24 protein-coding genes are annotated in these 26,922 nt (G+C 37.8%); 19 read left to right on the top strand and 5 right to left on the bottom strand.

All coding sequences use genetic code 11. From position 1 onward, the window contains the following. The first annotated feature begins 3 nt into the window (after positions 1–3). The 16 genes from JET18_RS16750 (at position 4) to JET18_RS16675 (ending at position 18,268) form a co-directional block, all read left to right on the top strand. A complete protein-coding gene (locus JET18_RS16750) occupies positions 4–1,317 on the top strand; it encodes a hypothetical protein (protein WP_202092906.1) in 1,314 nt (437 codons plus the stop codon). Between the two features lie 73 nt (positions 1,318–1,390). After that, positions 1,391–2,317 (top strand): T9SS-dependent choice-of-anchor J family protein, encoded by a 927-nt coding sequence (locus JET18_RS16745; protein WP_202092905.1) that lies wholly within the window; start codon positions 1,391–1,393, stop codon positions 2,315–2,317. Between the two features lie 209 nt (positions 2,318–2,526). Next, a complete protein-coding gene (locus tag JET18_RS16740) occupies positions 2,527–3,267 on the top strand; it encodes a hypothetical protein (RefSeq protein ID WP_228728580.1) in 741 nt (246 codons plus the stop codon). A 14-nt stretch (positions 3,268–3,281) separates the two neighbouring features. Further along, complete coding sequence (locus tag JET18_RS16735; protein ID WP_202092904.1) at positions 3,282–4,637, top strand: S41 family peptidase; 1,356 nt, start codon at positions 3,282–3,284, stop codon at positions 4,635–4,637. Between the two features lie 38 nt (positions 4,638–4,675). Next, complete coding sequence (locus JET18_RS16730; protein WP_202092903.1) at positions 4,676–4,948, top strand: hypothetical protein; 273 nt, start codon at positions 4,676–4,678, stop codon at positions 4,946–4,948. 385 nt (positions 4,949–5,333) lie between these two features. Then, a complete protein-coding gene (locus JET18_RS16725; RefSeq protein ID WP_202092902.1) occupies positions 5,334–6,056 on the top strand; it encodes a sterol desaturase family protein in 723 nt (240 codons plus the stop codon). A gap of 277 nt (positions 6,057–6,333) precedes the next feature. Beyond that, on the top strand, positions 6,334–7,905 hold the full coding sequence (locus JET18_RS16720; protein WP_202092899.1) for a T9SS type A sorting domain-containing protein: 1,572 nt from the start codon (positions 6,334–6,336) through the stop codon (positions 7,903–7,905). A 4-nt stretch (positions 7,906–7,909) separates the two neighbouring features. Further along, the gene (locus tag JET18_RS16715) at positions 7,910–10,747 is read left to right on the top strand and encodes a hypothetical protein (RefSeq protein ID WP_202092897.1); all 2,838 of its coding nucleotides are present in this window, start codon (positions 7,910–7,912) and stop codon (positions 10,745–10,747) included. A gap of 51 nt (positions 10,748–10,798) precedes the next feature. Beyond that, a complete protein-coding gene (locus tag JET18_RS16710; RefSeq protein WP_202092895.1) occupies positions 10,799–14,404 on the top strand; it encodes a DUF6443 domain-containing protein in 3,606 nt (1,201 codons plus the stop codon). A gap of 6 nt (positions 14,405–14,410) precedes the next feature. Beyond that, positions 14,411–14,788 carry a hypothetical protein gene (locus tag JET18_RS16705; protein WP_202092893.1) on the top strand — a complete coding sequence of 126 codons (378 nt, stop codon included), beginning with the start codon at positions 14,411–14,413 and terminating at the stop codon, positions 14,786–14,788. Between the two features lie 14 nt (positions 14,789–14,802). Beyond that, a complete protein-coding gene (locus tag JET18_RS16700) occupies positions 14,803–15,360 on the top strand; it encodes a hypothetical protein (protein ID WP_202092891.1) in 558 nt (185 codons plus the stop codon). 240 nt (positions 15,361–15,600) lie between these two features. Then, on the top strand, positions 15,601–16,026 hold the full coding sequence (locus tag JET18_RS16695; RefSeq protein WP_202092889.1) for a hypothetical protein: 426 nt from the start codon (positions 15,601–15,603) through the stop codon (positions 16,024–16,026). 386 nt (positions 16,027–16,412) lie between these two features. Further along, positions 16,413–16,871 carry a hypothetical protein gene (locus JET18_RS16690; RefSeq protein WP_202092888.1) on the top strand — a complete coding sequence of 153 codons (459 nt, stop codon included), beginning with the start codon at positions 16,413–16,415 and terminating at the stop codon, positions 16,869–16,871. Positions 16,872–16,928: 57 nt separating this feature from the next. Continuing rightward, complete coding sequence (locus JET18_RS16685) at positions 16,929–17,588, top strand: hypothetical protein (protein ID WP_202092887.1); 660 nt, start codon at positions 16,929–16,931, stop codon at positions 17,586–17,588. A 51-nt stretch (positions 17,589–17,639) separates the two neighbouring features. Further along, complete coding sequence (locus tag JET18_RS16680; protein ID WP_202092886.1) at positions 17,640–17,939, top strand: hypothetical protein; 300 nt, start codon at positions 17,640–17,642, stop codon at positions 17,937–17,939. A gap of 137 nt (positions 17,940–18,076) precedes the next feature. After that, positions 18,077–18,268: a hypothetical protein gene (locus JET18_RS16675; RefSeq protein ID WP_202092885.1), complete on the top strand. Its 192-nt coding sequence runs from the start codon at positions 18,077–18,079 to the stop codon at positions 18,266–18,268. A 188-nt stretch (positions 18,269–18,456) separates the two neighbouring features. Here the strand turns inward: JET18_RS16675 and JET18_RS16670 are convergent, their stop codons facing one another. The 5 genes from JET18_RS16670 to JET18_RS16650 all read right to left on the bottom strand — a co-directional run bounded on the left by JET18_RS16670 (position 18,457) and on the right by JET18_RS16650 (position 24,557). Next, complete coding sequence (locus JET18_RS16670; protein WP_202092883.1) at positions 18,457–19,497, bottom strand: phytase; 1,041 nt, start codon at positions 19,495–19,497, stop codon at positions 18,457–18,459. A gap of 8 nt (positions 19,498–19,505) precedes the next feature. Beyond that, positions 19,506–22,316 carry a TonB-dependent receptor gene (locus JET18_RS16665; protein WP_202092881.1) on the bottom strand — a complete coding sequence of 937 codons (2,811 nt, stop codon included), beginning with the start codon at positions 22,314–22,316 and terminating at the stop codon, positions 19,506–19,508. A gap of 225 nt (positions 22,317–22,541) precedes the next feature. Further along, positions 22,542–22,898 carry a nuclear transport factor 2 family protein gene (locus JET18_RS16660; protein WP_202092879.1) on the bottom strand — a complete coding sequence of 119 codons (357 nt, stop codon included), beginning with the start codon at positions 22,896–22,898 and terminating at the stop codon, positions 22,542–22,544. Between the two features lie 2 nt (positions 22,899–22,900). Further along, on the bottom strand, positions 22,901–23,485 hold the full coding sequence (locus tag JET18_RS16655) for an FMN-dependent NADH-azoreductase (protein ID WP_202092877.1): 585 nt from the start codon (positions 23,483–23,485) through the stop codon (positions 22,901–22,903). Between the two features lie 241 nt (positions 23,486–23,726). After that, positions 23,727–24,557 (bottom strand): sigma-70 family RNA polymerase sigma factor, encoded by an 831-nt coding sequence (locus JET18_RS16650; protein WP_202092867.1) that lies wholly within the window; start codon positions 24,555–24,557, stop codon positions 23,727–23,729. 219 nt (positions 24,558–24,776) lie between these two features. Here JET18_RS16650 and JET18_RS16645 point away from each other — a divergent pair, with 219 nt between their 5' ends. The 3 genes from JET18_RS16645 to JET18_RS16635 are packed head-to-tail and all read left to right on the top strand — an operon-like array spanning position 24,777 to position 26,910. Beyond that, the gene (locus JET18_RS16645) at positions 24,777–25,688 is read left to right on the top strand and encodes a hypothetical protein (RefSeq protein WP_202092865.1); all 912 of its coding nucleotides are present in this window, start codon (positions 24,777–24,779) and stop codon (positions 25,686–25,688) included. Next, positions 25,675–26,310, top strand: coding sequence for an ATP-binding cassette domain-containing protein (locus JET18_RS16640; RefSeq protein ID WP_202092863.1), 636 nt, complete (start codon positions 25,675–25,677; stop codon positions 26,308–26,310). The genes JET18_RS16645 and JET18_RS16640 overlap by 14 nt, the downstream gene beginning before the upstream one ends. 18 nt (positions 26,311–26,328) lie before the next feature. Next, entirely contained in the window at positions 26,329–26,910 is a 582-nt protein-coding gene (locus JET18_RS16635; protein ID WP_228728579.1) for an AAA family ATPase, read from the top strand. The last annotated feature ends 12 nt before the right edge of the window (positions 26,911–26,922 follow it).

Genomic DNA, 26,922 nt, shown 5'->3' with positions numbered 1-26,922 from the left:
ACAATGAAAAAACTAACTTTAATTGCTGTTGCAGCTTTATCTCTTACTGCTTGTCAAAATGATAACTTAGCGGATTCTTCTTCACAGTTCGAAATGCAGTCTGCTTCTGCTGAATATATTACTGCTTCTGCTCTTCCGGTAACTGCTGTAAGTGGTGATATCACTGCAAACACTACATGGAGTGGTGTGGTAGAAATCAACGGGATCGTTACAGTAAAGAATGGGGCTAAATTAACAATCCAGCCAGGAACTTTCATTAAATCAAAACCAAATACAACGAATACACCTACAGGAGTTCTTGTGATCTCTAAAACAGGTACAATCGATGCTACAGGTACAGAAACTCAGCCGATTATTTTTACAAGTTATAAACTGTTAGACGGAGACGAAAATACAACGGCTGCTCCTGGTGATTTTGGTGGTGTGATTGTTTTAGGAGATGCTCCTGCCAATACGCCTGATACTAAAACTATTGAAGGATTAACTGGTTCTGATTTCTACTACGGAGGTACCAATTCTGCTCACAACGCAGGAATATTGAAGTATGTTCGTATTGAATTCGCAGGATTCGATCTTTTGGCTCCAAACTCTGGAAACGAGATCAACGGTCTTACTTTAGGTGCAGTAGGAAGCGGTACTACTTTAGACCACATCCAGGTATCTTATGGTAAAGATGATTCTTTCGAATTCTTCGGAGGTACAGTAAATGCTTCTAACCTTGTTTCTTTTGCTCCGGATGATGATAATTTCGATTTTGACAACGGATACACAGGAACTATCACTTGTGCACTTGCTTTGGCAGACAACAACTCTACGCACAGTCTTAGTGGTGGTGTTTCTGATACCAACGGGATTGAGCTTGATAACAACTCTACAGGTACGGCTACACCGCTTATCACTAATCCAGTGATCAACAACCTTACGATCGTAGGATCTCGTACGAATGTGTTATATACTACAACTAACCCTTCAGGTCCATTATACGAAAATGGAATCCACATCAGAAGAGCTGGTAAATTAACGTTAAACAACGCTGTAGTAACAGGATACCCGGTAGGTATCAAAGTAGAGGGTACAGGTTCTGAACTTTCTTCAGCATCTACTTTAAACACGATCAAAGTACACGGATTTACAACTTCTGTTACAGGTACAGGAACTGCAGGAATCCCTGCTGCTAACCTATTGACAGGATCTACAGCTTCGGCTTGGGGAATGACTCAGCCGTTCTTCAACGTAGGACCATGGAACGTGGCGCCTAGAAACTGTGGAAACTTCCAGGGAACTTGGACGAAATATAACTTCTCTATTGTAGAATAATTTTAAATGCAGGGAAAGCTTTCCCATGTCTTTCCCTGCTTTTATTTTTTTTAAATCTCTAATAATCTGTATTATGAAAAAATTATTTTTATTCTCTATTGTATTGCTTTCACAGGCTGCTATTGCACAACAGCAGGTATGGAGCAACTCTTTTGATACCCCGGCTGATCTTCAGGGATGGACCCTTCATGACGTAAACAATAATGGAAACGGATGGGTTCAGGGACAAAACATTTACTTTAACGGAACAAATGCCCTTACTTATGGAACTGCAGGAGTTCTCCGTTATTCTATAAGCCTTGTTCCAACGGGTAATGCTACAGGCTTTGCTAGTGAAAATGACTGGATTATTTCTCCACAGATCAGTCTTGAAGGAGCTTCCGGAACGATTAATCTGGCGGCCTATATCGGAAGACAGAGAACCACTCATTTCAACATCGGACGTGATCTGTTTATTTATGTAAGCACTCCCGAGAAACCGGTTCCTGCACTGGCAGATTTCCAGGCCATGACGGTTGACGCCAACGGAAACGATATCCCAAGCCAGTACAGTGTGATCGCCGGAACTGTTGACAATCCTTTTCCTAATGACCTGACTCAGTTTCAGGAAGATATTATTGATATTTCAGCCTTTGCGGGTAAAAAGATCTACATAGGAATGTGGTCTAACAGAAAATCTGGCGGTAATAACCTTCAGAATATCAATATTGATGAAATGGCTATTTATGCTTCAACATTCCTGGGCACAAAGGATGTAAAAAAGAAAGAAAACTTAACCAAAATAGAAGAAAATCCGGTAAAGGAATTCCTTCAGTTAAAATTGAATCCAAACTTTAAAGAAAATAAAACTGCGGTTACTATTTATAATGCGGCCGGACAGAAAATACTTTCAGCTCAGTACAACAGAGCGGTTAATGTAGCATCTCTACAGGCCGGACTGTATATGGCCGAAGTTTCTGACGGAAACACAACGGAAACGCTGAAGTTTATCAAAAAATAATCACGCAGCAGGATCCACAACCTTCAGATTTGTTCTGCAGGAATTGACCATGAAAACTTAATCGATCAAAGCAGCGTTGAAGCTTCCCCGCAGCAACATTTGATCATAAACATATCCGACCCAGTATTGTATAATTATCCTATTGTCCCGTTCCCCAGCGGACGGGGCAATATTTCCGGGTCAGATTTTTTTAATTTAAAATTATATAAATGAATAAGTTCATTGCACTACTGTTTCTTACATTCCTTGTTTCCTGTTCGGATAACACGGTCATGCAGCCGTTTGACAAGTCACAGAAGCCGGGAGATATTACCATTAAAGGCTACTCAAAGCCGGATGTTATCCAGCTGAGGCTGAACGGAACTCCGGTATCCATCAATGGAAATACTTCTTATACCGATAAAGTGGAAACCAAACTTGAATTTGTCCTGGATGAAGGCGAAACAGAAAGACTTGGCATTTTTAATAACGAAACAGGCACCGAAATTGCCCACTACAATATCACCTACGATAATGTTGCCGATTACAAAACCCTTAATTTCTTCAATCTTCCAGGGATCTTTCTCCGGGCATCAGCTGTAAAACCACAGGTGAATCTCGGAAGGGTAGGATTTGAATTTATCTTCCCGAACCTGGGCGAATTTTCAGGAAGCAGCCTTACCGGTGTGAAAGGTATTTTAAGAAGAGAAAACGGAGTGATTCTGGCAGAATTCGACAAAATCGGAAAGGAGAGCTTTACGCCGGTGAAAATCTATACTTATTTCAGCAATATAGCGCCTGTCTATCTGGAACTCTATAAACCGGACAGCACGGTTCCTTATATCGGATCTGAACTGATTAAAGTGAAAATAAAACAGGATATGGGCGCCAATCTTATCGTTCTTCAGGAAATAATGGAGAATGGAGTTCTCACAGTGAAAGGAGAGATTGATGTAGCAGATTATCTGTAATGACAGGCCATTCTATGAAAAAATATATTAATTTTCAGCTGCTTCTGCTGGTTTCCGTCTTTATGTTATCATGTGTATCATGCAGCCGTAACGATGATGAAGGTGTTCCCAGTTTCCCCGACGGAAGCCGGGAATCTGTAAATCTGTGGGTGCAGGACAGCATGAAGCGGTATTACTATTGGGCAGAACAAATGCCCGCTAAACCGGATTACCATCTTCCGGTGAAAGATTTCTTTAAAAGCCTTTTATCTTCTCAGGACAGGTTCTCATTTGCCGTAGATACCAAGGATCCTTCCTCTTATCCACGCTCTGTCCGGAATATGTATGGTTTTGATTATGCCGTTATCCAGCTGCCTGACGGAAGGGTAGTAACCACCGTAAAACTTGTTATGAAAAACTCTCCTGCCTTTAATTCCGGGTTGGAAAGAGGAATGATGATTACAAAAATCAACGGTAAAGTGATCACAGCTGCCAATGCGGAACAATTAACGTCATCAATTAAAGATCAGACGGTCATAGAATTAACGGTTGGAAAATGGGTAAATAACACGGTTACAGATGAAAAGGAGATCAAGGTGTATTACGGATATTCTTTTGAACAGCCTCTGGAATCTAAAATATTTGAAAAGAACGGTAAAAAGACAGGCTACCTTTATATCTATGATTTCCCGGACGGAATGACCCAGGCACTGAATCAGAAATTTGCAGCCTTCAAAGCAGCCGGAATACAGCAGCTGATCATTGATATCCGGTACAATTATGGGGGCTCGGTAGCTTCAGCAGCGGCATTATGTTCATTGATCCCTTCCGGAATTTCATCCGCATCACCATTCATTATTTATAAAGGAAACAAAAACGGAGGCGAAGTCAAAAGAACCTTTGCCGAACAGATTCAGTACGATCCGAATTCTCTTGATTTCAATACACTTCGGGCCAATGCTTTAGGTTTGAATAAAGTCTATATTCTGGCTTCAAACAGTACAGCATCCGCTTCGGAAATCGTGATCAATAACCTTAAACCTTATATGCAGGTCATTCAGGTGGGAGACGTTACATTGGGCAAGGATATGGCCGGATTCATTGTGGAAGATAAAAGAAAGCCCAAAAAGATCTCGTGGCAGCTTCATCCGGTGATTTATAAAGTTTTCAATGCCAATGGGGAAGGGGCATACGGCAACGGGATAAATCCACAGATTGCAGCCAGTGAATATGCTTCGCTGCCACTGCTTCCGCTGGGGGACCAGGAAGAAACCCTCATTTCCTCCGCCCTGAACCATATTTATTTAAAATCAGCAGGCAAAAATGCTTTGGACAAAAGTGTTAAGATTTTATTTCAGAGTGATACGCCTTCTGCAGCCATCGGAAAGTGAACATCATTTTAAAATTTTAATATATAAACCAAACAGCCATGCAGGGAATAGAACCAAAATTTCACAGCAGCCTTACAGACCGGATGGAATATTACCGCGGTCTTCTGAAAAAAACAGCCGGCGATCCTCAAATTCAGCCCGCAGATATGATTTCCAGGATCTCAGAACTGAGCGAACTTTATGAAGATTATCTGGCCCAGAAAAAGCAATTGGAAAGAAGCATAAAAAACTACAGACAGTATCATAATGATCTGCGAAAACAGCTTACCTTACGGGTGCGGGAACTGAAAAGAAAGCAGAGACAGAAATAATCTTGTAGATTAATATTCATTTTACAAAACAAAATATCTGCTTCATCTGCAAAATCTGCGAGAGATTATTTTTATATTCCCACAGATTTAACAGATTACACAGATTAATAAAAGCGCAAACATCAGCCGAATCTGTGTATTCTTTGAGAGGTTATTTTAACAGGAGATTATTTTTATATTTTCACAGATAACACAGATTAATAAAACGCAAACATCTGCCGAATCTGTGAAATCTGCGAGAGATCAGAATGGTCATAAAATAAACCGCGCAGATTTTGCAGATGAAGCAGACTGTTATAAAGCCTTGTATTCCTGGATTTGTGAAGGTTTGATAGTTCAGGAGGAAATTCATACATTTATGAACTTAGTTTACAGGTGACGGTGTATGGTTTTTAATTGGCTTGATTTTTCCGGTTATTTAAAGATATTCTGGCAGTTTTCATGGCTGCAGTGGATCGTATTCAGTATTTTGTCTAATGTATTTCTGTGTTTGTTCTCGATAGGGCTTTTTCAGTTCATTGAAAAGACATGCCCTAAACAGCAGCTTCAGGAAAAAAGTCATCCTGTCACCAGATCGGATTTTTACCTCTGCCTGCTCACGATTATCTGCAATAGCTTTGTTATGCTTTTAGGGGCTTTTTTATGGAAAATCAACTGGATCAGTCTCGATCAGAGTCCTTCTGCGGTTTCAGTTTTTCTTGAAACTATTGCCCTGATTCTTCTGATGGATCTTTTGATGTACTTTTTTCATTATGCAGCCCATCAGCCTTTTATCTATAAAAAATTACATGCAAGGCATCATGAGCATATAAGCACCAATTTTCTGAGCCTTTTTGTACTGCATCCTTTTGAAACCATCGGTTTTGGATTCATGATCTTAGCTCTGCTGATGGGCTATGATTTTTCTATTCAATCCATCAGTCTTTATTTAATCATCAATCTCATCTGGGGAACCATAGGCCACCTGAACCGGGAGTTCTTTCCGGCGTCGTTTGACCGTTTTTTTGTGGGAACAACAAGATTTCATAACCAGCATCATCTGGTTGAGAATAAAAATTTTGGTTTTTATACTTCCATCTGGGATAGGGTTTTTGGCACGTATCGTTGATGAAATACAGGTGAAAACCTGGGAAATATTAAAGCAATAGTCTTACTATTCTTCTGTTTAAAATTATAAATCATTTTACGTTTCAGTTTTATAATACGTCAACTTCTGTCGCTTTTCCCGAATATCTTCGCATTACAGAAATTAAATATCTGATAAAAACACAACTAAGTGATATTATCTGTGTTAAATCTCAGGAATGAGATTTGTGGTACGTTAAAAAATGTTAAATTTGCCGCAAAATTATAAAAACTAATCTTAAACTAAAATACACAAACAGATGAAGAAATTCTATTCTTGTGCATGTACTTTATGCACACTTCTGGGGCTGTCTGCCCAGGAAGTATTGTGGCAGAAAGACATTAAGTCTTCTACACAGGATTTTCTAAGCCAGGTTACCACGACGATCGATCAGCAGTATCTGATAACTGGTAGCTCTATTCATTCTTCAGGATCCGGCCAGATGCCAGCAGCTAATAGCCAAAAACAAAACAACGGCTATGATTTTCATTTGATAAAACTTAACCAACAAGGCGAGGAGGTTTGGGAAAAATACTTCTCAGGTCAGAATCATGACTACCTATCAGCTTCCGTATCTACGCAAGATGGTGGATTTTTGATTTCAGGTACTTCATACTCGTCAAAAGGGCTGGATAAAAAAGATGATTCCAAAGGTGGATCTGACATTTGGTTGATCAGACTTAACGAGTTTGGAGATGAATTATGGCAGAAAACACTTGGATCAGCGGCTAATGAAGAAGCAAGATCCGTCATTCAGACTACTGATCTTGGATTTTTTGTGGCCGGGAATGTTCAGAATTCATCTAAAGGTTATGGTTCAAAAGATGTTTTGGTTGTAAAACTTGATAAAGACGGCAAAACTTTATCTGAATCCGTATTTGGAGGAAAAGGTCTTGATGAGGTAGAGAAAATAATTCCTACCAAAGATGGAGGTGCTTTGTTAGGAATCTATTCCAGAAGCAATCTAAGCGGTTCAAAGAAAACTGAAAACTTTGGAGAGGGTGATTATTGGGTAATTAAACTGGATAAAAATGGAAAAGTGGAGTGGGAAAAGAACTTTGGCGGAAAAGCAGATGATCATTTAAGAACATTGGCACTGACTTCCGCTGGCTATATTATCGGTGGAGAATCCAGATCAGAAAAATCGGGAAATAAAACTGTAAACATTGAAGAAGGAACTGATCTATGGTTAATTTCTTTGAACGAAAGAGGTGAAGAGATCTGGCAGAAATCTTACAATTTTGGAAATAGAGATATTCTGATGGGAGCAAGTGTTATTCAGAGCCAGGATTCAAGAGCCAAGAACCAAGATGTCACCAAAGGAATTTTACTCGGAGGTTATACTCAGGCTGAAGGAAGAATAGAAGCTGATGATGAAACTTTCTGGATGCTTTACCTGGATCAAGATGGAAATGAACAGTGGAGAAAGCATGTGAAAGGGGAATCCAGAAAAAGAGAAGAAAGACTTTCAGATATTAAGCTGAACAGAGACGGTTCAATCATTCTTGCAGGAACCAGCGCAGAAGAACTCGGAAAAGAGAATTGGAAGATTGTAAAGCTTGGAGATAGTCAGATCAATAAGCTGATTGAAAAGCAGGATATTAAAATCTATCCAAACCCGGTTTCAGATTATGCTTATGTTGAAATAGGCTTTGATTTCAAAGAGGCTGATATTAATCTTTATGATATGGGTGGAAGACAGCTTCAGAGTTTGAAAACTAAAAATAAGGTGACTAAGATTAATACCCAGAATTTAATTCAGGGGGCTTATCTGGTGACCATAAAAACTGATACGAATAAAACGGCGAGTGCTAAACTGATAAAAAAATAAACTGATGAACAACCAATTTTTAAGGATTAAAATCTTATTTTTTATATTAATTCTGGTACATATTGGGGGAAATGCCCAAACCAATGTATTTGAATTTCAGAAGGAATCCATTCTTCGAAATTATGAAGGGGGTTATTCTAAAGGGAAAACTGATGTCAGTATTCCTTTAGGGGGAATGCCCACGTCAAGATCGGCATTAAAAATAGATATAGGACTAAGCTACAATACGGAGAATGTCTCCCGTCTGTACGGAAACGGAGATGCAGGACTGGGCTGGAATATTGATGATGGTGCAGGTTCGGTAAGCAGATACCTGTATTTTGGATTAAATGATAACATGAATGTATATCAGTATAGCTTTTTAGGACGAAATGGACGTTTTTATATTAAATACGATAAAAATAGCGGCAGCGTAGAGGCCGTAGAATCATATCCAAGTACCAATAAAATTCTGATTCAAAAGCAGTCTGACAGTATTTTTACGTCATTCAAGATCATTGATGAAAATGGATTTAAATATATTTTTGATAAAAAGAGCGTTTCATACCGGTATGAATATCCTTATATCACAGCGAATCCGGGACATTCGGGCTCTAATCCTGATGCAGAGAAAGAATTATACACGAGTGCTTTTCTGCTGACTAAGATTCTGGATGAGAAGGACAGGCTGATGGTTGACTATGAATATCTGGTTCGTAGTAAATCCATAGAAACCGGAAAAATGATTGTTCAGAACAGGGTAAAAAAGATCAATATTCATGGCGTGGGTACAGTTTCTTTTAACTATAATGTTACCGATGGAGTTTATACATTGGAAGACAGGGTTCAGCTCAATACTGTACTTTTGAAAAATAAAGCAGGACAGCTTATCAAACAGTACTCTTTTGAATATTCTTCTATTGATAGCGAAAGACAAAATCTATATAAAATTATTCAGAAAGACAACAGCAGTAATGAACTGGGAAAATATACGTTCAGTTATCACAACCCTGAAGACGGATACAGCTACGATAAATTGGGCTTCGATCTTTTCGGTTATCCTAATGCCTATGGTTCCTGCAGTTTTGATTATGATTACTTTTTTACCAAAGAAACGATCCATCCCCGTATGTATAAGACCAATTTTTTAAAAACGGTGACTTATCCCACAGGAGGAAAAACAGAATATGATTATGAGGTGAATACGGTTTATGCTCCCAATTCAATTCATGCTGAGATTGAAAAAATAGCCGATATTAATGAGAATCCGCAGATCCTTAACAATCCTTTTACTATCAATAACCCACAAAACTATTCAAGGTTTTTTGTAAGGACGAGCTATGGAGATCTGATAGATCCTGAATTCAAGACAGTTCCGGATCCCAATCTTTGGTTTGATTATAAAATTTATAAATCTGCTGCTGTAGGGGATACTTTGGACAGGAAAATGTATCAATATGACGGGATCAATTTCTGCAGCAAAAATCTGGTAAGAGAATTTAATCCTGGAACCACCAGTAATTTATTCCTGCGGTTTATGGGAAATCAGCCCAATAAAAGTGCTAAAATATATGGAATAAAAAAGGCCATCCGCAATTTCGTATATGCCAAAGGAGGAAGAATCAAATCTGTAAAAACCTTTGAGAGAGATGCAGTAGCACCTGTCAGCGTGATTAAGTTCGATTACAGCCAGTTTTCAGATGCTTCTAAGACCAGCGGGGTTTCTTATATGGATGCTCCCGAATACGATTATGTTTCCGGGCATCCGTATATTATTGAAGGCTCTGATTTTAATTATCTGCAGGAAGTGATCATGTATCAGAATGTAAAAGTTACAGATTCCATTAAAAACACCTCTGTTAAATACACTTATTTAATGCCTGAAGAAATGGATGCTCTGTATGGAAACAATTTTAAGGGACCATTGCAAATGGATCTTAACCATTCACTAAAAAAAGCAGGCATCGTGAAAAAAATTGAAAAGTTTGATTCCGCTGGTAACCTGGTAGAAGAAACGAATGTGGCTAATAATTTTGAATATGTTCCATTGAATGGAATGACAAACGTTGTATATGGTCCACTGAAATATTTATGGATAAAATCTGTGAATACCAATAGTAAATTAAAAGTAGATAATGTGGGGATGCTGGAATCCCAGAGCCAGAAATTCTTTGAATCTGCCAACAATTTAATGACCAAAGAAGTATCTACTGATTTTTCGGGATCTGTTACAGAGCATAGTGTTTTCTATCCGAATGATCTTAATAATCAGAAGCTCCTCACTGCGAATCTTATAAGTATCCCTTTAAAAACAGAAATTAAGCAGGAAGGAGTGCTGGTCGCCAGAACAGAAACAAAATTTGATAATCCTGCCCATGTATTTCCTACCTCGCAGGTAGTGTATAATATGGACACCCAAGCTGCTCAGACACAGGGAGATATTACGGTATATGACGAAATGGGGAATGCCTGGGAAGCTAAATCGAAAGACGGGATTCCGGTTGTTACCATTTGGGGATACCACAAAACCCAGCCTATTGCTGTTATTATTGGAGCTTTGTACGCAGATATCATCAACCTGCAGACAGTACAAGCTGCTATTGCTGCTTCTGATGCCGACAATGATAACCCGACCAATGAGCCGGCACTGATGCTCGCTCTTAATAATCTGAGGAATGATGTGGCTTTAAAAAATTTCCAAATAAAGACCATGACTTATGATCCGCTTATTGGTGTGACTTCTGCCATATCTCCTTCCGGTTTCAAGGAGGTGAATGTGTATGATGCTGCCGGAAGACTCCAGAAAGTAATGGATAGCAACGGGAAAACGCTGAAGGAATTCAAGTATAATTATAAACCTTAAACAGGCTCTGAATTCAAGAAAGATTTAAATTGAACTTTAGCAATCAAAACAATGAAAAAAATTTTAAATATATTCTGTATAGTCTCTGCCGGTAGTTTCTTATCGGCCCAGCAAACCAATACGGAAAACTATATCTACAGCAAAAACTGCCTTGATGCAGACTGTATCAGAAAAACAGAAACAGTACAGTATTTTGATGGTCTTGGAAGACCTAAACAGTCTATTGCCATAAAAGCTTCTCCCAACGGAAAAGATGTGGTTTCCCATATTGAATATGATCAGTACGGGAGGGCATCAAAATCTTATCTCCCGGTTCCTCAGGCGGAAACAAGAAACGGAGGGATTTATGAAAACCCGCTCGGAAATGCAACAGCTCCCGGGATTTATGGTAGCGAAAAGATCTATGCGCAGCAGATTATCGAAAACTCTCCTTTAGAACGGATAAAGCAAAGCATTGGAACCGGAAATGCATGGAGCAGTAGACCTGTTGATTATAAATACACAACCAACACTGCAGGCGATGGGGTGAAAAAGTACCCCCTTACCACTACATGGACCGAAGGCAGAAGCAATTCTGTGCCCGGAGTTCCTGGCGTGTTTGCAATCAATACCCTGATGAAAACTTCTGTAACCGATGAAGACGGAAATACGGTTACTGAATTTAAGAATGGAAAAGGCCAGACACTGCTGGTCAGGAAAAATACAGGTTCTGAGAATGCAGATACTTATTATATATATGATCAGTATGGAAGACTGGCTTATGTGGTTCCGCCATTGGCCTCCGGGTCTTCCTCATTGGATCAGACAACGCTTGACAACCTCTGTTACCAGTACCGCTATGATGGTCTCGGAAGACTTGTAGAAAAGAAGCTTCCGGGCAAAGGCTGGGAATATCTGATCTACAATAAGGCAGACCAACTGGTAATGAGCCAGGATGCTAATCTTAGGACTCAAAATAAATGGATGCTTACCAAGTATGATCAATTTGGAAGAATAGTTTTAACAGGTCTTACGAACAACACGGCTACAAGGCAGAGTCTTCAAACGAGTATTACAGCTGCTGCCTACACTTTTGAATTAAGGAGCGCGGGCTCTTTTACCATATCCGGAATGCCTATCTACTATACAAACAGGGCTCTTCCAGCAAGTCTGGTACAGGTGTTAAACATTAATTACTATGACACCTATCCGGCATACAGCTTTAACCCTGCTTTTCCAGGCTCAATACTGGGTCAAACTATCATTACGGACGGACAGAACGCTTCCTTAAGCACTAAGGCGCTCCCTACGCTAAGCCTTGTGAAAAATATTGAAGATGATAACTGGACAAAAAACTACATCTTTTATGATACCAAAGGCCGTGCAGTAGGAACGTATTCTATCAACCATCTGGGCGGTTATACCCAAACAGAATCTAAACTGGATTTCGCGGATGTCCCACAAACTGTTGTTACAAAACATAAAAGATTAGCCACAGATGCGGAAAAGGTAATTACAGAAAATTTTACCTACGACCATCAGAACCGTATGCTGATCCAAAAACATAAAGTAGACAATAATACCGAGGAAATCCTTGCTCAAAATAAATACAATGAATTTTCCCAGCTGGAATCGAAGAAAGTGGGCGGCATATCTTTAGCATCACCCTTACAGACCATTGATTACAAATACAATATCAGAGGCTGGTTAAGTCAGATCAATGATCCTGCAAACCTGAACGGAAAGCTCTTCGGCTATACAGTAAGGTATACCGATCCTGTTTATGCGGCTGTTGCACCTGGCAGGTACAATGGAAATATTGCTGAAATAGACTGGAATATGTCAACCGTCAATAGTCTGAAAAGATATAATTATACTTATGATAAGCTTAACAGATTAACTGACGCTGAGTACGCAGAACCGGAGGCCACCAATCCTCATAATAAGAAATATGATGAGCGCTTAACATACGATTTAAACGGAAATATTGCTTCTTTAAAAAGAAATGCTATTCCTGTTTCCGGCACCACATCCACAACAGTAGATAACCTGGTGTACCAATATACAGGAAACAGATTGGATAAAGTGATTGAAAATGCATTGAATGACACAGGCTATGAAGGAGGAAATAATATCATTGATTATGATCTGAATGGAAATATGATCAATATGAAAGATAAAGGAATACAGACTATGGTGTACAATTACCTGAACCTTCCGAATACTTTATCCATTAGCCAGCCGGACCCACTTATGCCGGGACAGATTTCAAATACAACCTTAGGGTATATTTACCGTGCAGACGGTTCAAAGCTTCGTAAAAGATATTACAGACAAGGACGTAGAGGAGTGCCAGCCACAACACGCATCACAGATTATCTTGATGGTTTTCAGTATAGCTATTTTGATGGTGGAGGAGAATTGTGTATGACCTGCAGAACAGAGAATGCTTTTGAAGAACAGGCCTATGCCAATGTGGGCAAAACATTAGGAAATCTTACCGGAATTCCGCAATGGAACCTGGATTTTGTTCCCACAGCAGAAGGCTTTTACAGTTTCACGGAAAACCGTTATATTTACCAGTACAGAGATCATCTTGGAAATGCAAGGGTAAGTTTTGGCAAAAACAGCGAAGGCGTTCTGGAAGTTACTGATACCAATAACTACTATCCATTTGGATTAAACCACATCCAGGGCATGTTTGAGGGTTCTAATCTGGGAAGCTATTATAGCTACAAATACAACGGAAAAGAGCTTCAGGAGACCGGGATGTATGATTATGGTGCGAGGTTCTATATGCCGGATTTGGGAAGATGGGGAGCTATAGATCCATTAGCAGAACAGATGAGAGGATATTCTCCATACAATTATGCCTTTAATAATCCTATTAGTTTTATTGATCCAGATGGGAGACAAGCAACAGATTGGGTACATAATAGGCAAACAAATAGTATTTATTGGAACCCAGATGCTAGTAGTCAAGCTACAGCTGGAGGTAATGAAACTTATTTAGGAAAGTCAGGAACATATACTGCTTATGACGGCAGTACTACCGCACTACTTGGAGATGGCACATGGAAGGACAACACTTTACTAGAGTCATTGGGGGTTATGAATAATTTAAACGCTTTAATCGAGGCGGGAAATAATGGACCAGCGATGAGTTATCTAGTTTTTGGAGATCCAAATGCTCCAACTGTAAGGGAAATTCCAGCCTCTAATTCTCCTGAAGTTGCTATGGGGAATCCTTCAGGACAATTGGCCGTTGCAGGCTTGTACGGGCTACAGGGAGCGACAACGGAAATTGGATTTTCTAAAACCATAGGAGTAATAGCCAAAGTTACAACTACCGCAGATGGATTTTTATTTGGAAGTATTAATATAAAAGCACCTTTTAATATTCCTGCTCAAAGATTTGGACAAATGTCTCTTGGAAAGAGTGACTTTTGGGGTTTAAGAGTTGGAACTAGTGAATTTACAAATAGAACTGTGGTAGCTATTAAACAAGAATGGAATTCATTAACTCAATATACTTCAGGTATAATTCCTAAAGGAACTCCAATTAAAGTTGGAATAATTGGACCTCAAGGTGGTGGATTTTATACTGGAGGCTCTATTCAGTTTTTGATAGAATCTAAAAGTGTAGTAAATCAAGCAACTAAAATTATTCCACGTTAAAAATTTATGAAACACGAAACGCCAATAAGTTTTAGAATAAAAATGAATAGTCCCAATGGAAGGGAAATTTTGTATTCTAATACATTCGAAATTTGCCAAGGTTGCCCAGAAGTTGGGAAGCTGTCTATTGACGGGAATACAATAAAAAAAGAAGTGTTTGGAGGCCCTTTATTATATGAAAATGGATTTATTTATGTTCCTTGCTTTAAAAGAAAATGGTTTAATTCTGGATTTTATTTAACTAAAATAGATATTTTTACTTTAGAATTTGTAATAATATCTGATATGTATCAGATAATAGATTTAATAAAAATAGAAGACAATGCTATCTTTTTTTATAACAATTTGGAACAAAGTAATATTGTGAAGATTCCATTAAAATAATTATTTATTTAAATATGAAAAATTTATTATTATTTTTGACATTATTATTAAGCTTAATATTTAATGCACAAAAAATTAAACTAAGTGATTTTAAGCTTGTTGCTTATGATATTGAAGCTAAAGACATTTCAATTTTATCTTATTCGACATTAGATAAAAACGGAAAACTGAATGTATATTTAAAAAGATACCAGGATACTGTCTTTTATTCCTATCAACTCACAAACGAAGAAATTGAGAAAGTAAATCAGCTATTTTCTGGAAAATTACAAGATTTTGTCATACATAAAGAACTAGAAAAAGACACTTATTATGCAGGAAATAGAAATTATATTAATTTTAAGGTAAAAGATAATAATGAAAAACTGTGTTTTATTCCTCCTTTTATGGCCCTTAGGTTCAATGAGATTATAGATTTACTTAAGGAAAAAATATATAAACAAGATGAATCTGCAAGAATATCAGAATTTAAAATTAATTTTGAGCATATTAAGAAAGATATTCTAAAACAAAGTGAGATAGACAATTATTTACCACCAAAAAATAATCCTCCCTTACGCAAAGCCTCTTGATTTTGAGCTGATAAGAAAAAACCCTCGCAAATTACGAGGGTTTTGTGTTAAAAAAATCTATTTAGCAGCTATTTTAAAGCTGCCTCTACAGCATGATGCTGGAGACTATTTTGAAAATAGGCTTTTAAATGATACATATTATAAACGGGGCGTCGGTCTTCCAGGGTCTTTTTCTGTTGGGGTAGATGTATATGTCAAACAGAATTTTAATTTACTATATAACATTTTTAATAAAAAATAATGAAAAATTTCGTTTTATTCACATTAATTTTTTTAAGTATTTCTTTATCATGCATTTTAGTAAAAGGACAAGATAAAGAATTTAATAATTTCTATTTTAATAATTTTCTAACATTTCATTCTTTAGAGAATTTTACGAAAAGTAATGAAATTTTTATTTATGATGAAAATAAAAAAATGGGTGGAATAGAATCTAATTATGAATATAAAACAGATTCCGGGATACAAAAAATTCATATCTTGAATAGTATCCCCAATACAAAAAATTATTTATTATTGTCAGACTATATAATAAATAAAAATCTAGCAGTCATTTCTTTTGCCACTTCCAATCGTAAAGAATATATTATATACACTTTAAAACGTAAAAATGAAAATGAAAAATGGTGGGACGTAATAAGTATTTATAAAGGCTCTATGAATTAATTTTTTATTAATATCACGGTAAGTTAAAGAGTTTACAGTCTAGAGGATATAAACTTTTTTGACTAGAGCACATTGTTCATTGATTGATCTGGATAATTAATACGTTTAAGGAACAAGTATGAAAATAATTAAACCACTGTTTTTTTTCGCAGTGGTTTATTATGTTCAAAATTTTATATTTTTAGTATGTAGTGTAAAAATAATAGAGCTCTTTTGAATAAAATCACTCTTGCTGGCGCGAGCGTTTCGCTCGTGCCATTAAATAAAATAATCTGAAACTATTGCAAATACGATCTTGTAATTATCTTTTAAAAGATATTAAAATAACAGATCCTAAAACAATAATTTTAAATACAAACGCTTTGCCTAAGTATGAATAATAAATTATGATCAACAAACTTATTACAATAGTTTTATTAATTTGGATAACTTGTACTAAAGCTCAGGAGAATAATAATTCTACCCAGCAGATAAAAATCTCCACATTTCTTAAAAACATGGAGACTAAAAACGAACAGACTACTTTTCTAATTTATAATATTGGAAAAGAGTATTTGGTAATTACTCAACTAGAATCCTCCTTCACATTTTATTGGTATAAAGAAAATATGGATTTTACTAATCAAATTAAAACTTATAGTTTAGTCAGAAAACGGCAAAATGTAAAAGATAGACTGTTGGAAAAGCTATTTAAGCATAAATGCAACAGTAAAAATTATGAAAATAAAGATGAAGGAAGCTCATATATTTATTTTGAATTATATTCAGATAATGTAAAGGAATGTGAATTTATGACACCTTATACTTACTACAATAAAGAGAATAAAAAACCGTCCCCCTATTAAAAAGAGATACATGAAATATTTAACAGAAAATTTAGTAACTATTTATCAATAATTATTATGAAAATAGAAAGCAACCCGATTTTTTACGTTTGTTTTTGCTTTATCATTCTGTTTACAAATAGTTGTAAAGCGCAAGAAGTAGAAAATATTTCAAAAGAAGTCAGTATTTATTTTGAAAAACTAAAGACAAAAGGAATCCAGGCATGCATTGACAATGATTACGAATTATATAAAGCCGCAAAACAAAACAAAAATAAGCAGGTACTTGATGCTGTCATGGGAAGTTGCAACGGCAGTGTTAGCCATTATGGTTTATATGAGTTGGATACAAAAAACTTATTATCTGCTTTGTATAAAAATGAAGATTCAGATTTTATTATTGTAAATATGATAGGTCCTGTACATAATCCTGTTCTTTATACTAAATCAACCCTTACATTATCACGTAAAAAAAATGATAAGAAAATTCAGATCATTAGAAATCATTATCAATATGATGATACTAAAAAACAATATGAATTAATAAAAGATTCTTCATTGCCCGGTTTTAATCTGGATGAAAAGATGCAATTAATAGAGGAGTACTTTTACTACAATAAGAATAATTCTATTTCGGATAAGAAACGAGATCAGCCTTTTAAGGTATGTTATGCAATTGCCAGGGTAGATGGGAAGTATTTGATAAAAATGTTATATGATTACACAACAGAAAATTAAGAACTAGCTTGTCATAATATTCATGAGCTAAAAGTTATAATTTGAATTATTATGAAAAACAATATAGAAATTCAAAAAGAAGATTTAAAAAAGATTCTTTTCATGTTAATTGATAAACTGGATGACTCTCCAACGGATAAGTTTTCATTAGAAAAGGATTTATACTGGAACATTCCTGATGATAAACTGTATAATATGTATCAGGAGCCACCAGATTTAACCATTGGGAGTTTAGTGGAAGACTGGGAATTACTTCAGAAAATTTTAAGAAAAGAAAGAGAAGTTCTATGGTATGATTTTTATAAAGTATCTACTATTTTAAATTCAATAGGACATGCTTCAATTATTTAAAAACAATGTCATAAGCCAGATTTTTATCTGTCATTTATTCAAAAACTAGATATTCAATGGGTATAAACTGTTGGCCATTCTGGTCCAAAAATTGAAGCAAAATAGTAAGAAAATCTATCCTAACTTAAACGTGAATCATGGATGTAAATTTAATTGGTTTAATAGGCAGTATCGTACGACTCATCTTTGTTTTTCAATTCAGTTTAAAAAAACAAAACACAGCATCTGAAAAAAGCTTTGAAACAGAAGAGAAGAAAGATATTATAGCAGGTTCCATAGTTATTGTATTGATAATAATCTGGGGTCTTTTAACTTATGGGATTAAGTAAGACTGTACCGCTAAATTTCTCGTTCGTCTCATTAAATAAAAAATAAACCACTGCCAAAAACAGTGGTTTAATCTATATTGAACTTTCAGGACTAATCATTTAAATCACTCAGTACAAATCATAAGAAAAACCAGATCTCCTTAATATTCTTAAAAACTTATCCCTTCTTAATGGTTCAAAAATATCTATTAATTTCCCGTTTTTGCGGCACTCATCTGAGCCTTTATTCGCTCCTCAATCAATCTCCAGTCATAAAAATGAAAAACCCTTCCATTGCTCATCGCAGCAAATACACCCTTTGGAAACTGAGGCCCCAGATTCACGTTGGTGACTTCTGAACCGTCGCTTTCACGGGTAGAAACCGGGATTTCGGCAATTCTTCCTTTCGCCGGATTTTCTCTCAGATATACGTTAAACGTGTCTTTCTGCTGGTTCGAAACCAGGATATATCCGGTTTGTGCTGTAGTAGGGTAGATGGAAATTCCTTCCACATCAGATTTAAAATCACCCTTTCCGAAAACCAGAAGCTCCTCATTTCCTTTCGCCGGATCTGCATAATATTGATGGACCCCGAACTGCTCGTCAGAATAATAAATATAACCCGCTTCATCATCTACAGCAATGCTTTCAATCTCTTTCAGGCCGCTGTATTTTCCAAATTTACGGATAACTTCACCCGTGATTTTTCCGTCTTTTTCAGAAAGCTTGTACTGCCACAGATAACCGTCTGCCGGACCCGATTTTCGTCCTACAATCGTATGAATTGCTCCGGTTTCAGGATTTCTGTACATGGAAATTCCCATTGGGTCACGTTCTGTTTCACCGTCAAATACAGAAAAAGAACCTACTTCTTTCAGATCAGGAAGGCTGTAAATTTTCACCGTATTTGTTTCCCTTTCCGTGACGGCGGCAATATCTGTTTTCTTTCCGTTCAGCATAAAACCGTATTCCAGGTCTACATTATTCGGGCGTTTTAATCCGGATACTTTATTAATGATCTTTCCGTTCAGGTCGAAGGCATACAGTCCGCCGTCCGTGTCCTTATCCGTCCCGATAATGATACTCTTTGACGCATTTTCCGGGTTGATCCAGATCGCAGGATCATCCGTATCATGAACTACCGTTTCAGTAACAACGGTGGGTTGTATTGTTTTTCCTAAATGTTGTGCCGTACAGCTTACCACAAAAGGTAAAACGGCAGCGGCTATAGCTAATGGTAATTTTTTCATTCGTTTAATTAAAAGTCAAATTTCAATCCTAAAGTAAATCTCGGTCTGTAGTATTCCACCTGCGCCGTTCTGCTCTGGATTCCTTGGTAATACCGTAACGGCTGGTTCGTCAAATTATTGGCTTCCGCAAAAACTCTCAGATGGCTGGTCACTTTATAAGAAGCATTCGCATCAAGGAAAACCTGTTTGTCGTAGTAACGGTCTTCAAATGATTTTCCACCCAGTTCATCAATATAATGAGACGCATAATTCATAGAAACTCTTGCTGAAAAACGCTTGTTTTCCCACGAAAGAGAGCCGTTGAACATATGCGGAGCCGCTCCCGGAAGACCTACATCCGTTCTTTCCACACCGTCTTCATTGGTGATTCCTTTCGCTTTTGATTTTGTATAGGTATAATTGACGTACACGCCAAGACCTTTCCAGAACGCTCCCGGAATAAAGTCGAGCTGACGCTGAAGAGCCACTTCAAAACCATAAATATCTACATTGTCACCATTCCTTTGCTGCGTAAAACTCCAGTTGCTTTCCCCTGCAGGAATAGGATTCGACTGTCCCGCAAAATCATTCGCAAAATCTCCCGAAGTATAATTTCTTCTCGAATACGTATAAATAAAATCCTTCAGATTCTTATAAAATATACCTCCCGAAAGAATTCCCACAGACTTAAAGTATTTCTCCGCCATAAAATCGAAATTGTAGGCGTAAGTTACTTTTAAATCCGGATTTCCTGCTGCAATAGTCTCATCTGCAGAAACCACACTCAGGTACGGAACCAGTGAATAATAATTAGGACGCGCTAAAGCAGTTGTAAACGCTGCACGCAGAATAAGGTCCTGAACGGGAACATATTTGAAGGATAAATTCGGTAATATATTCGTATACGTATTCGTACGGTTCAGTTTTCCAGCAAGATCCTCCTCATCCAGCACATAATTTCCCGTGTAATCAATTTTGGTGGTTTCAAAACGCGCTCCCACGATCATAGAGAATTTGTCACTGAAATCCTGATCCCATCTCAGATATCCGGCATAAATATTTTCCTTTGCCGTATAGTTGCTTGAAAGAAACTCTTCCGGTTTTAATTCTCCTTTAAATAAATTAGGATTAAAAAGATCCAGACCTCCAAGATAAGACGGATCCGTAAAAGTTCCCGGAACATAATTCCCCGGCTGGAAATTATGACCGTCAAAATGAACCGTTGGAACCGACATCAGACTGCCCATATCCTGTAAAGGTTCAAAAGCATAATAATCATTATTACGCTCCTTTTCCTTCAAACGAAGACGAAGACCCGCACGGAGCCTTCCTTTCTGGCTGTCGATCACAGAAAACGGAAAACGCACGTTAACCTTGGCCCCAAACTCTTTTTCCTGCGTAAAACTGTTTGCATCCGAAAGATCACTCAATTCATAAACTCCCAAATTATCCGCAGAAAGAGGAGTGATCATAGGTCTTCGCGGATCACTCAGATCTGAGGAGAAATTCATTTTACCATTCTCAAACTCTATATAACGTTCGTGAGGTTTCTTTTCACTCGCGGTTGCATAGTTCATCGACCAGTCCAGATCAATTTTAGAACCCAGAAGATGTTCACCCCTTAAAGCATAATTCTGTACTTTCTGTCTTTCAAGACGCGTATTGTCATTATCAGAATCTCCGCCTTTATTCTGTCTTGTAATGCTGCCTTTCCAACCTGTGATCTCAGTCTCATCATCGTTGTAGACCGGTTTTATTTTGTAGCCCAGTGCAAATCTGTTTTCCTTATCCGTTCTGAAATTGTACATCGCTGAAGCATAGATTTTGTTTTTTGAATTAAATTCATAATCCATATTCAGGTCGAAACTGTGGCGGATACGGTGCTCATTGTAATACCGGACACCCATTTTACTGATGTAGGCCGTTTGTGCGGCATCATCTGCAATGCTCCAGGTAGGTTCAATATTATCCGAGCCAAAATTATTATTGTTGTAGGAAAAACTGAAAACAGCGCCTAATTTCTTGTTTAAAAAACGGTTTCCATACACAAATCCGGCGGTATAATTTCCTTTTTCACGGATAGGATTGTACCCTCCCGCCAGCGTTGCTGAAATTCTCTGCCCATTAGGAGAGGCTCTTGTAATCAGGTTTACAGAACCACCGATGGCATCCGCATCCATATCCGGAGTAAGAGTTTTATTCACCTCGATGGTAGAGATCATATCAGAAGGAATCAGGTCCATCTGCACATTACGGTTGTCACCTTCAGCCGATGGAATCCTGTCGCCATTCAGCGTTACAGAATTCAGGTTTGGGGCAAGACCTCTGATAATCAGGTTTCTTGCTTCTCCCTGGTCGTTTTGTATGGTAATCCCCGGAACACGTTTCAACGCATCCCCAATATTTGCATCCGGAAAACGCCCGATCTGGTCGGATGAAATCACGTTTGTGATATTCGCGTTACTCTTTTGCTTGTTTAAGGCTCTGGCCTGGTTTTTCAGGGTAGATCCGCTCACGATCACTTCTGCGATGGCCGTTTCTTTCCGTGTAAAAATGATGTTTTGTCTCGTATTCTTCTCAGATTCTACAGTTACCTGATATTCATTCGTCCCATAACCCAGATAATCCACGGTCATGGTGTAACTGCCCGGAGGAACGTTCAGGAAAACAAAATTTCCGTGATCATCCGAAGTCGTATAGATATTTCCCGGTGCCAGGGAGATTTTTGCACCTGGCAGAGACAGTTTAGAATCATCATTAATGTTTCCGGAGACAGTACCGGTCTGTGCATAGAAAAATAATGATGCACAAAATAAAACAGAGGTAAAAATTTTCTTCACTTTACAGTATATTAAGGATGAACAAAATTAAACGTCTGTTTGGGCAATCGCTTGAAATCTAGATTACGATTGTTTTAAGGATTTGTGAACAGAATGCTGTGTCAGTAAAGCCGGAAGAGCGGTTTCATAATTTTTTTTTCTGTGTTTTTTGCAGTTTGATAACAGATTTTGAATTGGAAAGCTGCACCAAAAGTACTCCTGATCTTCTGATGCAGCTTTTTGCCCTTATTTCGGCTCTATAGAAGGGATATTGGTGATTACTTTCCATTCCCCGTTTTCCCGGACACAGGTGATCAGCGATGAAAAGCGGAGGACAGGGCTTTCAAGGGAAACCTGTGCATACGCGATACTATTTTTCTGCTCCAAAGAATGATAAATAATCGTTCTGGGTTTGCCGCCGAACACATGATCACGTACCAGCTGGATGTATTGATCCTTAGGAATAATAAAAATTCCGGTTTCATCAAAAAATCCGTCCTGAATATTCTGATAACCGGGATGGAGAACTTCTTCCAGAAGCCCGGTATCGCTGGTGTCGCCTGCTTTGATAAATTTTTCAATGGTTTGTCTGATCTTTTCCATAATTAATTTAGATGTTTACAAATTAAGGTCTCAACTGATTTTGTTTTCTCTGAAAGATCTTGCGGAAAGGCCGTTCCTTCCAGTGGGAAATAGCTGATATCCGTTATTCCCAGATGATTTAAAATACTTGTTACATGAATTTCAAGAGGGTTCATTCCTCCCGGGACCGAGTGGACGCCGCCCATAACAGAAATAATGTGTGCTTTTTTGTGGTGAAGCAATCCTTTAATCCCGGAGTCTGCGGTAAATGTTTTTTTGGTTCTGACTATCAGATCAAAATACGCCTTTAGAGAAGAAGGAATGCCATAGTTGTACATCGGGCAGGTGATCAGTATTTCACTGCTTTGGTAAAGCTCTTCAATCAACTCGTCCGAAAGAGAAAGTTCTTCCGAAAATATACTATCGTCAAAAAATCCATTTACGGTGTTCTGGCTGAGATGAGGCAGCATGGCTCTTGCCATATCCCTTTCCAGAATGGTTCCGTTTGAATGTTTCAATGTCCACTGACTGACAAAATAATCGCCCATCCGGCGTGAATAAGAATCCTGAATCCTGATACTGCTGTCGATTCTGAGAAGTGTGTGCATACTGTTTTTCTTTAAAGACACAGATGCTTTTCAAAACGTGACAAAAGGGTTTTTGGTTGCTGGTTGCAAGTTTCTGGTTGCGAGTTTCGGGGGACAGGTTTTTCAATAGTTTATATCTTTCAATAAGCAATAAGCAATAAGCAATAAGCAATAAGCAATCAACACTCCGCAACCAGCAACCAGCAACCAGCATCTATCAACCAGCAACCAAAAAACTCGCACCCCGAATCACGAAACCAAACTATCCAATCCTTTTCAACTTCTCAGGATCCACAATCGAATAAATTTCCCTGATCAGTCCATTTTCATCAATATCCAGAATATGGCAGTTGTAAATACGTTCTCCCTGCCAGAAGCACAAAGCCGGCTGGTGGTTGAAAACATGAAAGGTAAAATGTTTTCCAGCAAGGAACTGCTGTTGTACATAGGCCAGAAGGGAGGCTGTTGCTGGTTTTCCGGTCTCCACAGCTTTGATGACCCGGACTTTTTTTCCACCATCTGCGGAAAGCCTGATATCATCCATGAGTAGGGCTTCAATTCCCGGAATATCACCTTCGCTTAATGCTTCCTGATATTTTTGGAGGATAGCGGTATTCGCAGAATGGGCAGTATCGGGAGCATACTTTATATTGTGAAGCTGTTTTCCGGCGCGGCTCAGCAGCTTACGGGAATTCTCAATAGAGATATCAAGGGCTTCAGCAATTTCCTGGTGGGAATAATCGAAAGCTTCTTTTAAAATATAAACAGCACGTTCTTTAGCGTTCAGCTTTTCCAGAAGAACAAGAAGGGTATAGCGGGCAGTCTGCTCCCTGATCAGTTTGTTTTCTGGATGGTCAAAGGAGAGAGGCTCGGGCAGCCATTCGCCGTAAACCATTTTTTTGCTGTGCCTGTTTTTAAAATTAATGGCATGGTTAACGGTACTTTTGATCAGGTAATTGCTCTCATTCCTGATCCCGGATTTGTCCAGAGAAATGTATTTTTCTATTACATCCTGCACCAGATCCCGGGAATCTTCGTAAGATCCTGTGATATTGTAAGCATAGGTAAGCAGTCTGCTGTAATTTTCCTGCATGACATTTCTTTTGAAGACAAACTTAGTGAATAAAACGTGACACTTCTTTTCAATAGTTTTTGTATTTTTATGAAAACTGCCTCTTACATTCGGGATATTTGAAAAATTTTTGGCAATTTGCAGCACAAAATTAGCAACCCGGAAATAGAGATGTATGGTAGATAAATACCCGATCAGCTCCCATTGGTTGCTATTCTCGCACAGACCAATTTAAATTCATTGAAAAAACTAGTTAACCATTTAAAATTCAGATTGTACCAGATTTTCAGGATCTTTAATCTTGATATGAAGCTCAGCGTACCGTTTTTGCTGCTATTCATTGTGATGATCGTGGTAGAGCTGCCTTCAGATTATTACTATCCGCCCATGTTTTTTATGGCGGCGTTGGTTTTCCACTGTGGCAGAAAAGACGTTCCTTTTTTGAAAAAAGTGTTTGAACAAAACTGGCGGGGCGTTGTTGTGCTTGAATCTGCACTCATTTACAGTGTTTTATTGTTTGGGAATATTCACTATAAGCTGGAAGTAACAGGCTGGGCCTTTTATATCCCGATCACGGCATTTGCTTTTTTCTTTCCCAAAACGAACATTGATCCCGCCCTGAAATGGAATTTTATCCCTGATCATCTGTTTGAATGGAAGAGTTTCCTCAGGAAAAACACTTGGTTTTCTGTGGCCGGATATGTTATTCTCCTGTTGTCATCGTACCATCCGGGATCGCTTATTATCGCCGGTGTTTTTGTGATGGATTATATTTCGGACGTCTTTGAACCTTATGAAAGCAAGGAAATGTTTGAAATGTATTTTAAAAAATCAAGTTTAAAAGAGAAGATCAGAAAAAATTCTTTACTTTTTAATGCCTTACTGCTGCCGGTTTATGTTCTTGCTTTGATCATTAATCCGTTTGAGAGTCTGTATGTGCTGTATTATTTTGTATTTATGAATTTATATTTTCTTCTCATTATCACCAGAAAATACAAGCTTTACCATTACAAAGAGAAAAGAGGCTATTACAATATCGGCGTTTATATTGAATTTATTTTTTGCAGCATGACCATAATTCCGGCTTTGCTTGTCCTGAAAAACAATATAAAAAACGCAGAACAAAATATCAGAACCTATGTTGGAGATTAAAAATTTACAGGTTGAGTTCAAAAGCCAGAAAGTTTTGAAGGGAGTAGATCTTTCATTGGAAGAAGGATATATAATAGGAATCCTGGGAAAGAACGGAGCGGGGAAAACAACGCTGTTTGATTCTTTGTACCAAAGTATTCCATTTTCGGGAAACATCAACTGGAAGAATCAGCCTTTAAAACGAAGCTTTGTTTCCTATCTGGAAACGGAGAACTATTTTTATCCCTATATCACGGGTGAGGAATATTTATCCTATTTTTCGGATAAAAAAGATTTGAATTTCAGTGAATTAACGGATAAATTCAATCTTCCGCTGAAAAAATATGTAAAGTATTACTCCAGCGGAATGAAAAAGAAACTGGCCCTGATGGGGATGCTGATGCTGGATAAACCGGTTAATATTCTTGATGAACCTTTTAACGGAGTGGATTTTGAAGGCGTACATATTCTCTATGATATTATCAGGCAGTTAAGATCCGAAAATAAGATTGTCATCATAAGCTCCCACATTATTGAAACCCTTTTTCATACTTGTGATACAATTGCAGTACTGAAGGACGGAAAAATTGATAAAATATATGGGAAGAACGATTTCAGTGAATTAAATACATTGAAATTCTAAATTTTTTTGAACAGATCATTGAATAAATTGAAAGAAAAAAGCAGCATATCCGATCAGTTTTATATCATCACCGGCGGCCCGGGCGTTGGGAAGACGACTTTGCTGGATGAGTTTTCCAGGAATGGTTTTCTGACGGTTGAAGAAGAGGCGAGGAGAATTATTAAAGAGCAGGTCAGCATAGACGGGGACGGACTTCCCTGGCGGAATAAAGAACTTTACGCTCAGCTTATGTTTGAAGCTTCGGTAAAAACCTATCAGAAAATCAAGGCTGAAACAGCTTCTGGGATTGTTTTCTTTGACCGCGGCCTGCTGGATACGATCTGCTATATGGATATGGAAAATATTCCCGTTGTACAGGAAAAAGAAAGAATTATCCGTGAGATTATGTATAGCAAAAATGTGTTTATTCTCCCGCCATGGAAGGATATTTACGAAAATGATACAGAACGGAAGCAGGACTGGAATGAAGCGGTATTTACTTTTAAAAAGATGAAGGAAACCTATCTGAAATACGGTTATATGGTGATTGAAGTTCCCAAAGATACTGTACAGAAAAGGTGTACATTTATACTGGACAGAATACAAAGGGACCTTCAATAAATGATCATAATT

It is taken from the genome of Chryseobacterium endalhagicum, from assembly GCF_016745235.1.
Taxonomy (GTDB): Bacteria; Bacteroidota; Bacteroidia; order Flavobacteriales; family Weeksellaceae; genus Chryseobacterium; species Chryseobacterium endalhagicum.
This window is presented reverse-complemented; position numbering and strand designations above follow the sequence as displayed.

Coding starts and splice junctions, on each gene's coding strand:
- JET18_RS16730 (WP_202092903.1), top strand. CDS start 4,676: ATGCAGGGAATAGAACCAAAATTTCACAGCAGCCTTACAGACCGGATG.
- JET18_RS16710 (WP_202092895.1), top strand. CDS start 10,799: ATGAAAAAAATTTTAAATATATTCTGTATAGTCTCTGCCGGTAGTTTC.
- JET18_RS16690 (WP_202092888.1), top strand. CDS start 16,413: ATGATCAACAAACTTATTACAATAGTTTTATTAATTTGGATAACTTGT.
- JET18_RS16725 (WP_202092902.1), top strand. CDS start 5,334: ATGGTTTTTAATTGGCTTGATTTTTCCGGTTATTTAAAGATATTCTGG.
- JET18_RS16680 (WP_202092886.1), top strand. CDS start 17,640: ATGAAAAACAATATAGAAATTCAAAAAGAAGATTTAAAAAAGATTCTT.
- JET18_RS16700 (WP_202092891.1), top strand. CDS start 14,803: ATGAAAAATTTATTATTATTTTTGACATTATTATTAAGCTTAATATTT.
- JET18_RS16750 (WP_202092906.1), top strand. CDS start 4: ATGAAAAAACTAACTTTAATTGCTGTTGCAGCTTTATCTCTTACTGCT.
- JET18_RS16640 (WP_202092863.1), top strand. CDS start 25,675: ATGTTGGAGATTAAAAATTTACAGGTTGAGTTCAAAAGCCAGAAAGTT.
- JET18_RS16660 (WP_202092879.1), bottom strand. CDS start 22,898: ATGGAAAAGATCAGACAAACCATTGAAAAATTTATCAAAGCAGGCGAC.
- JET18_RS16740 (WP_228728580.1), top strand. CDS start 2,527: ATGAATAAGTTCATTGCACTACTGTTTCTTACATTCCTTGTTTCCTGT.
- JET18_RS16715 (WP_202092897.1), top strand. CDS start 7,910: ATGAACAACCAATTTTTAAGGATTAAAATCTTATTTTTTATATTAATT.
- JET18_RS16675 (WP_202092885.1), top strand. CDS start 18,077: ATGGATGTAAATTTAATTGGTTTAATAGGCAGTATCGTACGACTCATC.
- JET18_RS16745 (WP_202092905.1), top strand. CDS start 1,391: ATGAAAAAATTATTTTTATTCTCTATTGTATTGCTTTCACAGGCTGCT.
- JET18_RS16685 (WP_202092887.1), top strand. CDS start 16,929: ATGAAAATAGAAAGCAACCCGATTTTTTACGTTTGTTTTTGCTTTATC.
- JET18_RS16720 (WP_202092899.1), top strand. CDS start 6,334: ATGAAGAAATTCTATTCTTGTGCATGTACTTTATGCACACTTCTGGGG.
- JET18_RS16670 (WP_202092883.1), bottom strand. CDS start 19,497: ATGAAAAAATTACCATTAGCTATAGCCGCTGCCGTTTTACCTTTTGTG.
- JET18_RS16655 (WP_202092877.1), bottom strand. CDS start 23,485: ATGCACACACTTCTCAGAATCGACAGCAGTATCAGGATTCAGGATTCT.
- JET18_RS16735 (WP_202092904.1), top strand. CDS start 3,282: ATGAAAAAATATATTAATTTTCAGCTGCTTCTGCTGGTTTCCGTCTTT.
- JET18_RS16705 (WP_202092893.1), top strand. CDS start 14,411: ATGAAACACGAAACGCCAATAAGTTTTAGAATAAAAATGAATAGTCCC.
- JET18_RS16650 (WP_202092867.1), bottom strand. CDS start 24,557: ATGCAGGAAAATTACAGCAGACTGCTTACCTATGCTTACAATATCACA.
- JET18_RS16695 (WP_202092889.1), top strand. CDS start 15,601: ATGAAAAATTTCGTTTTATTCACATTAATTTTTTTAAGTATTTCTTTA.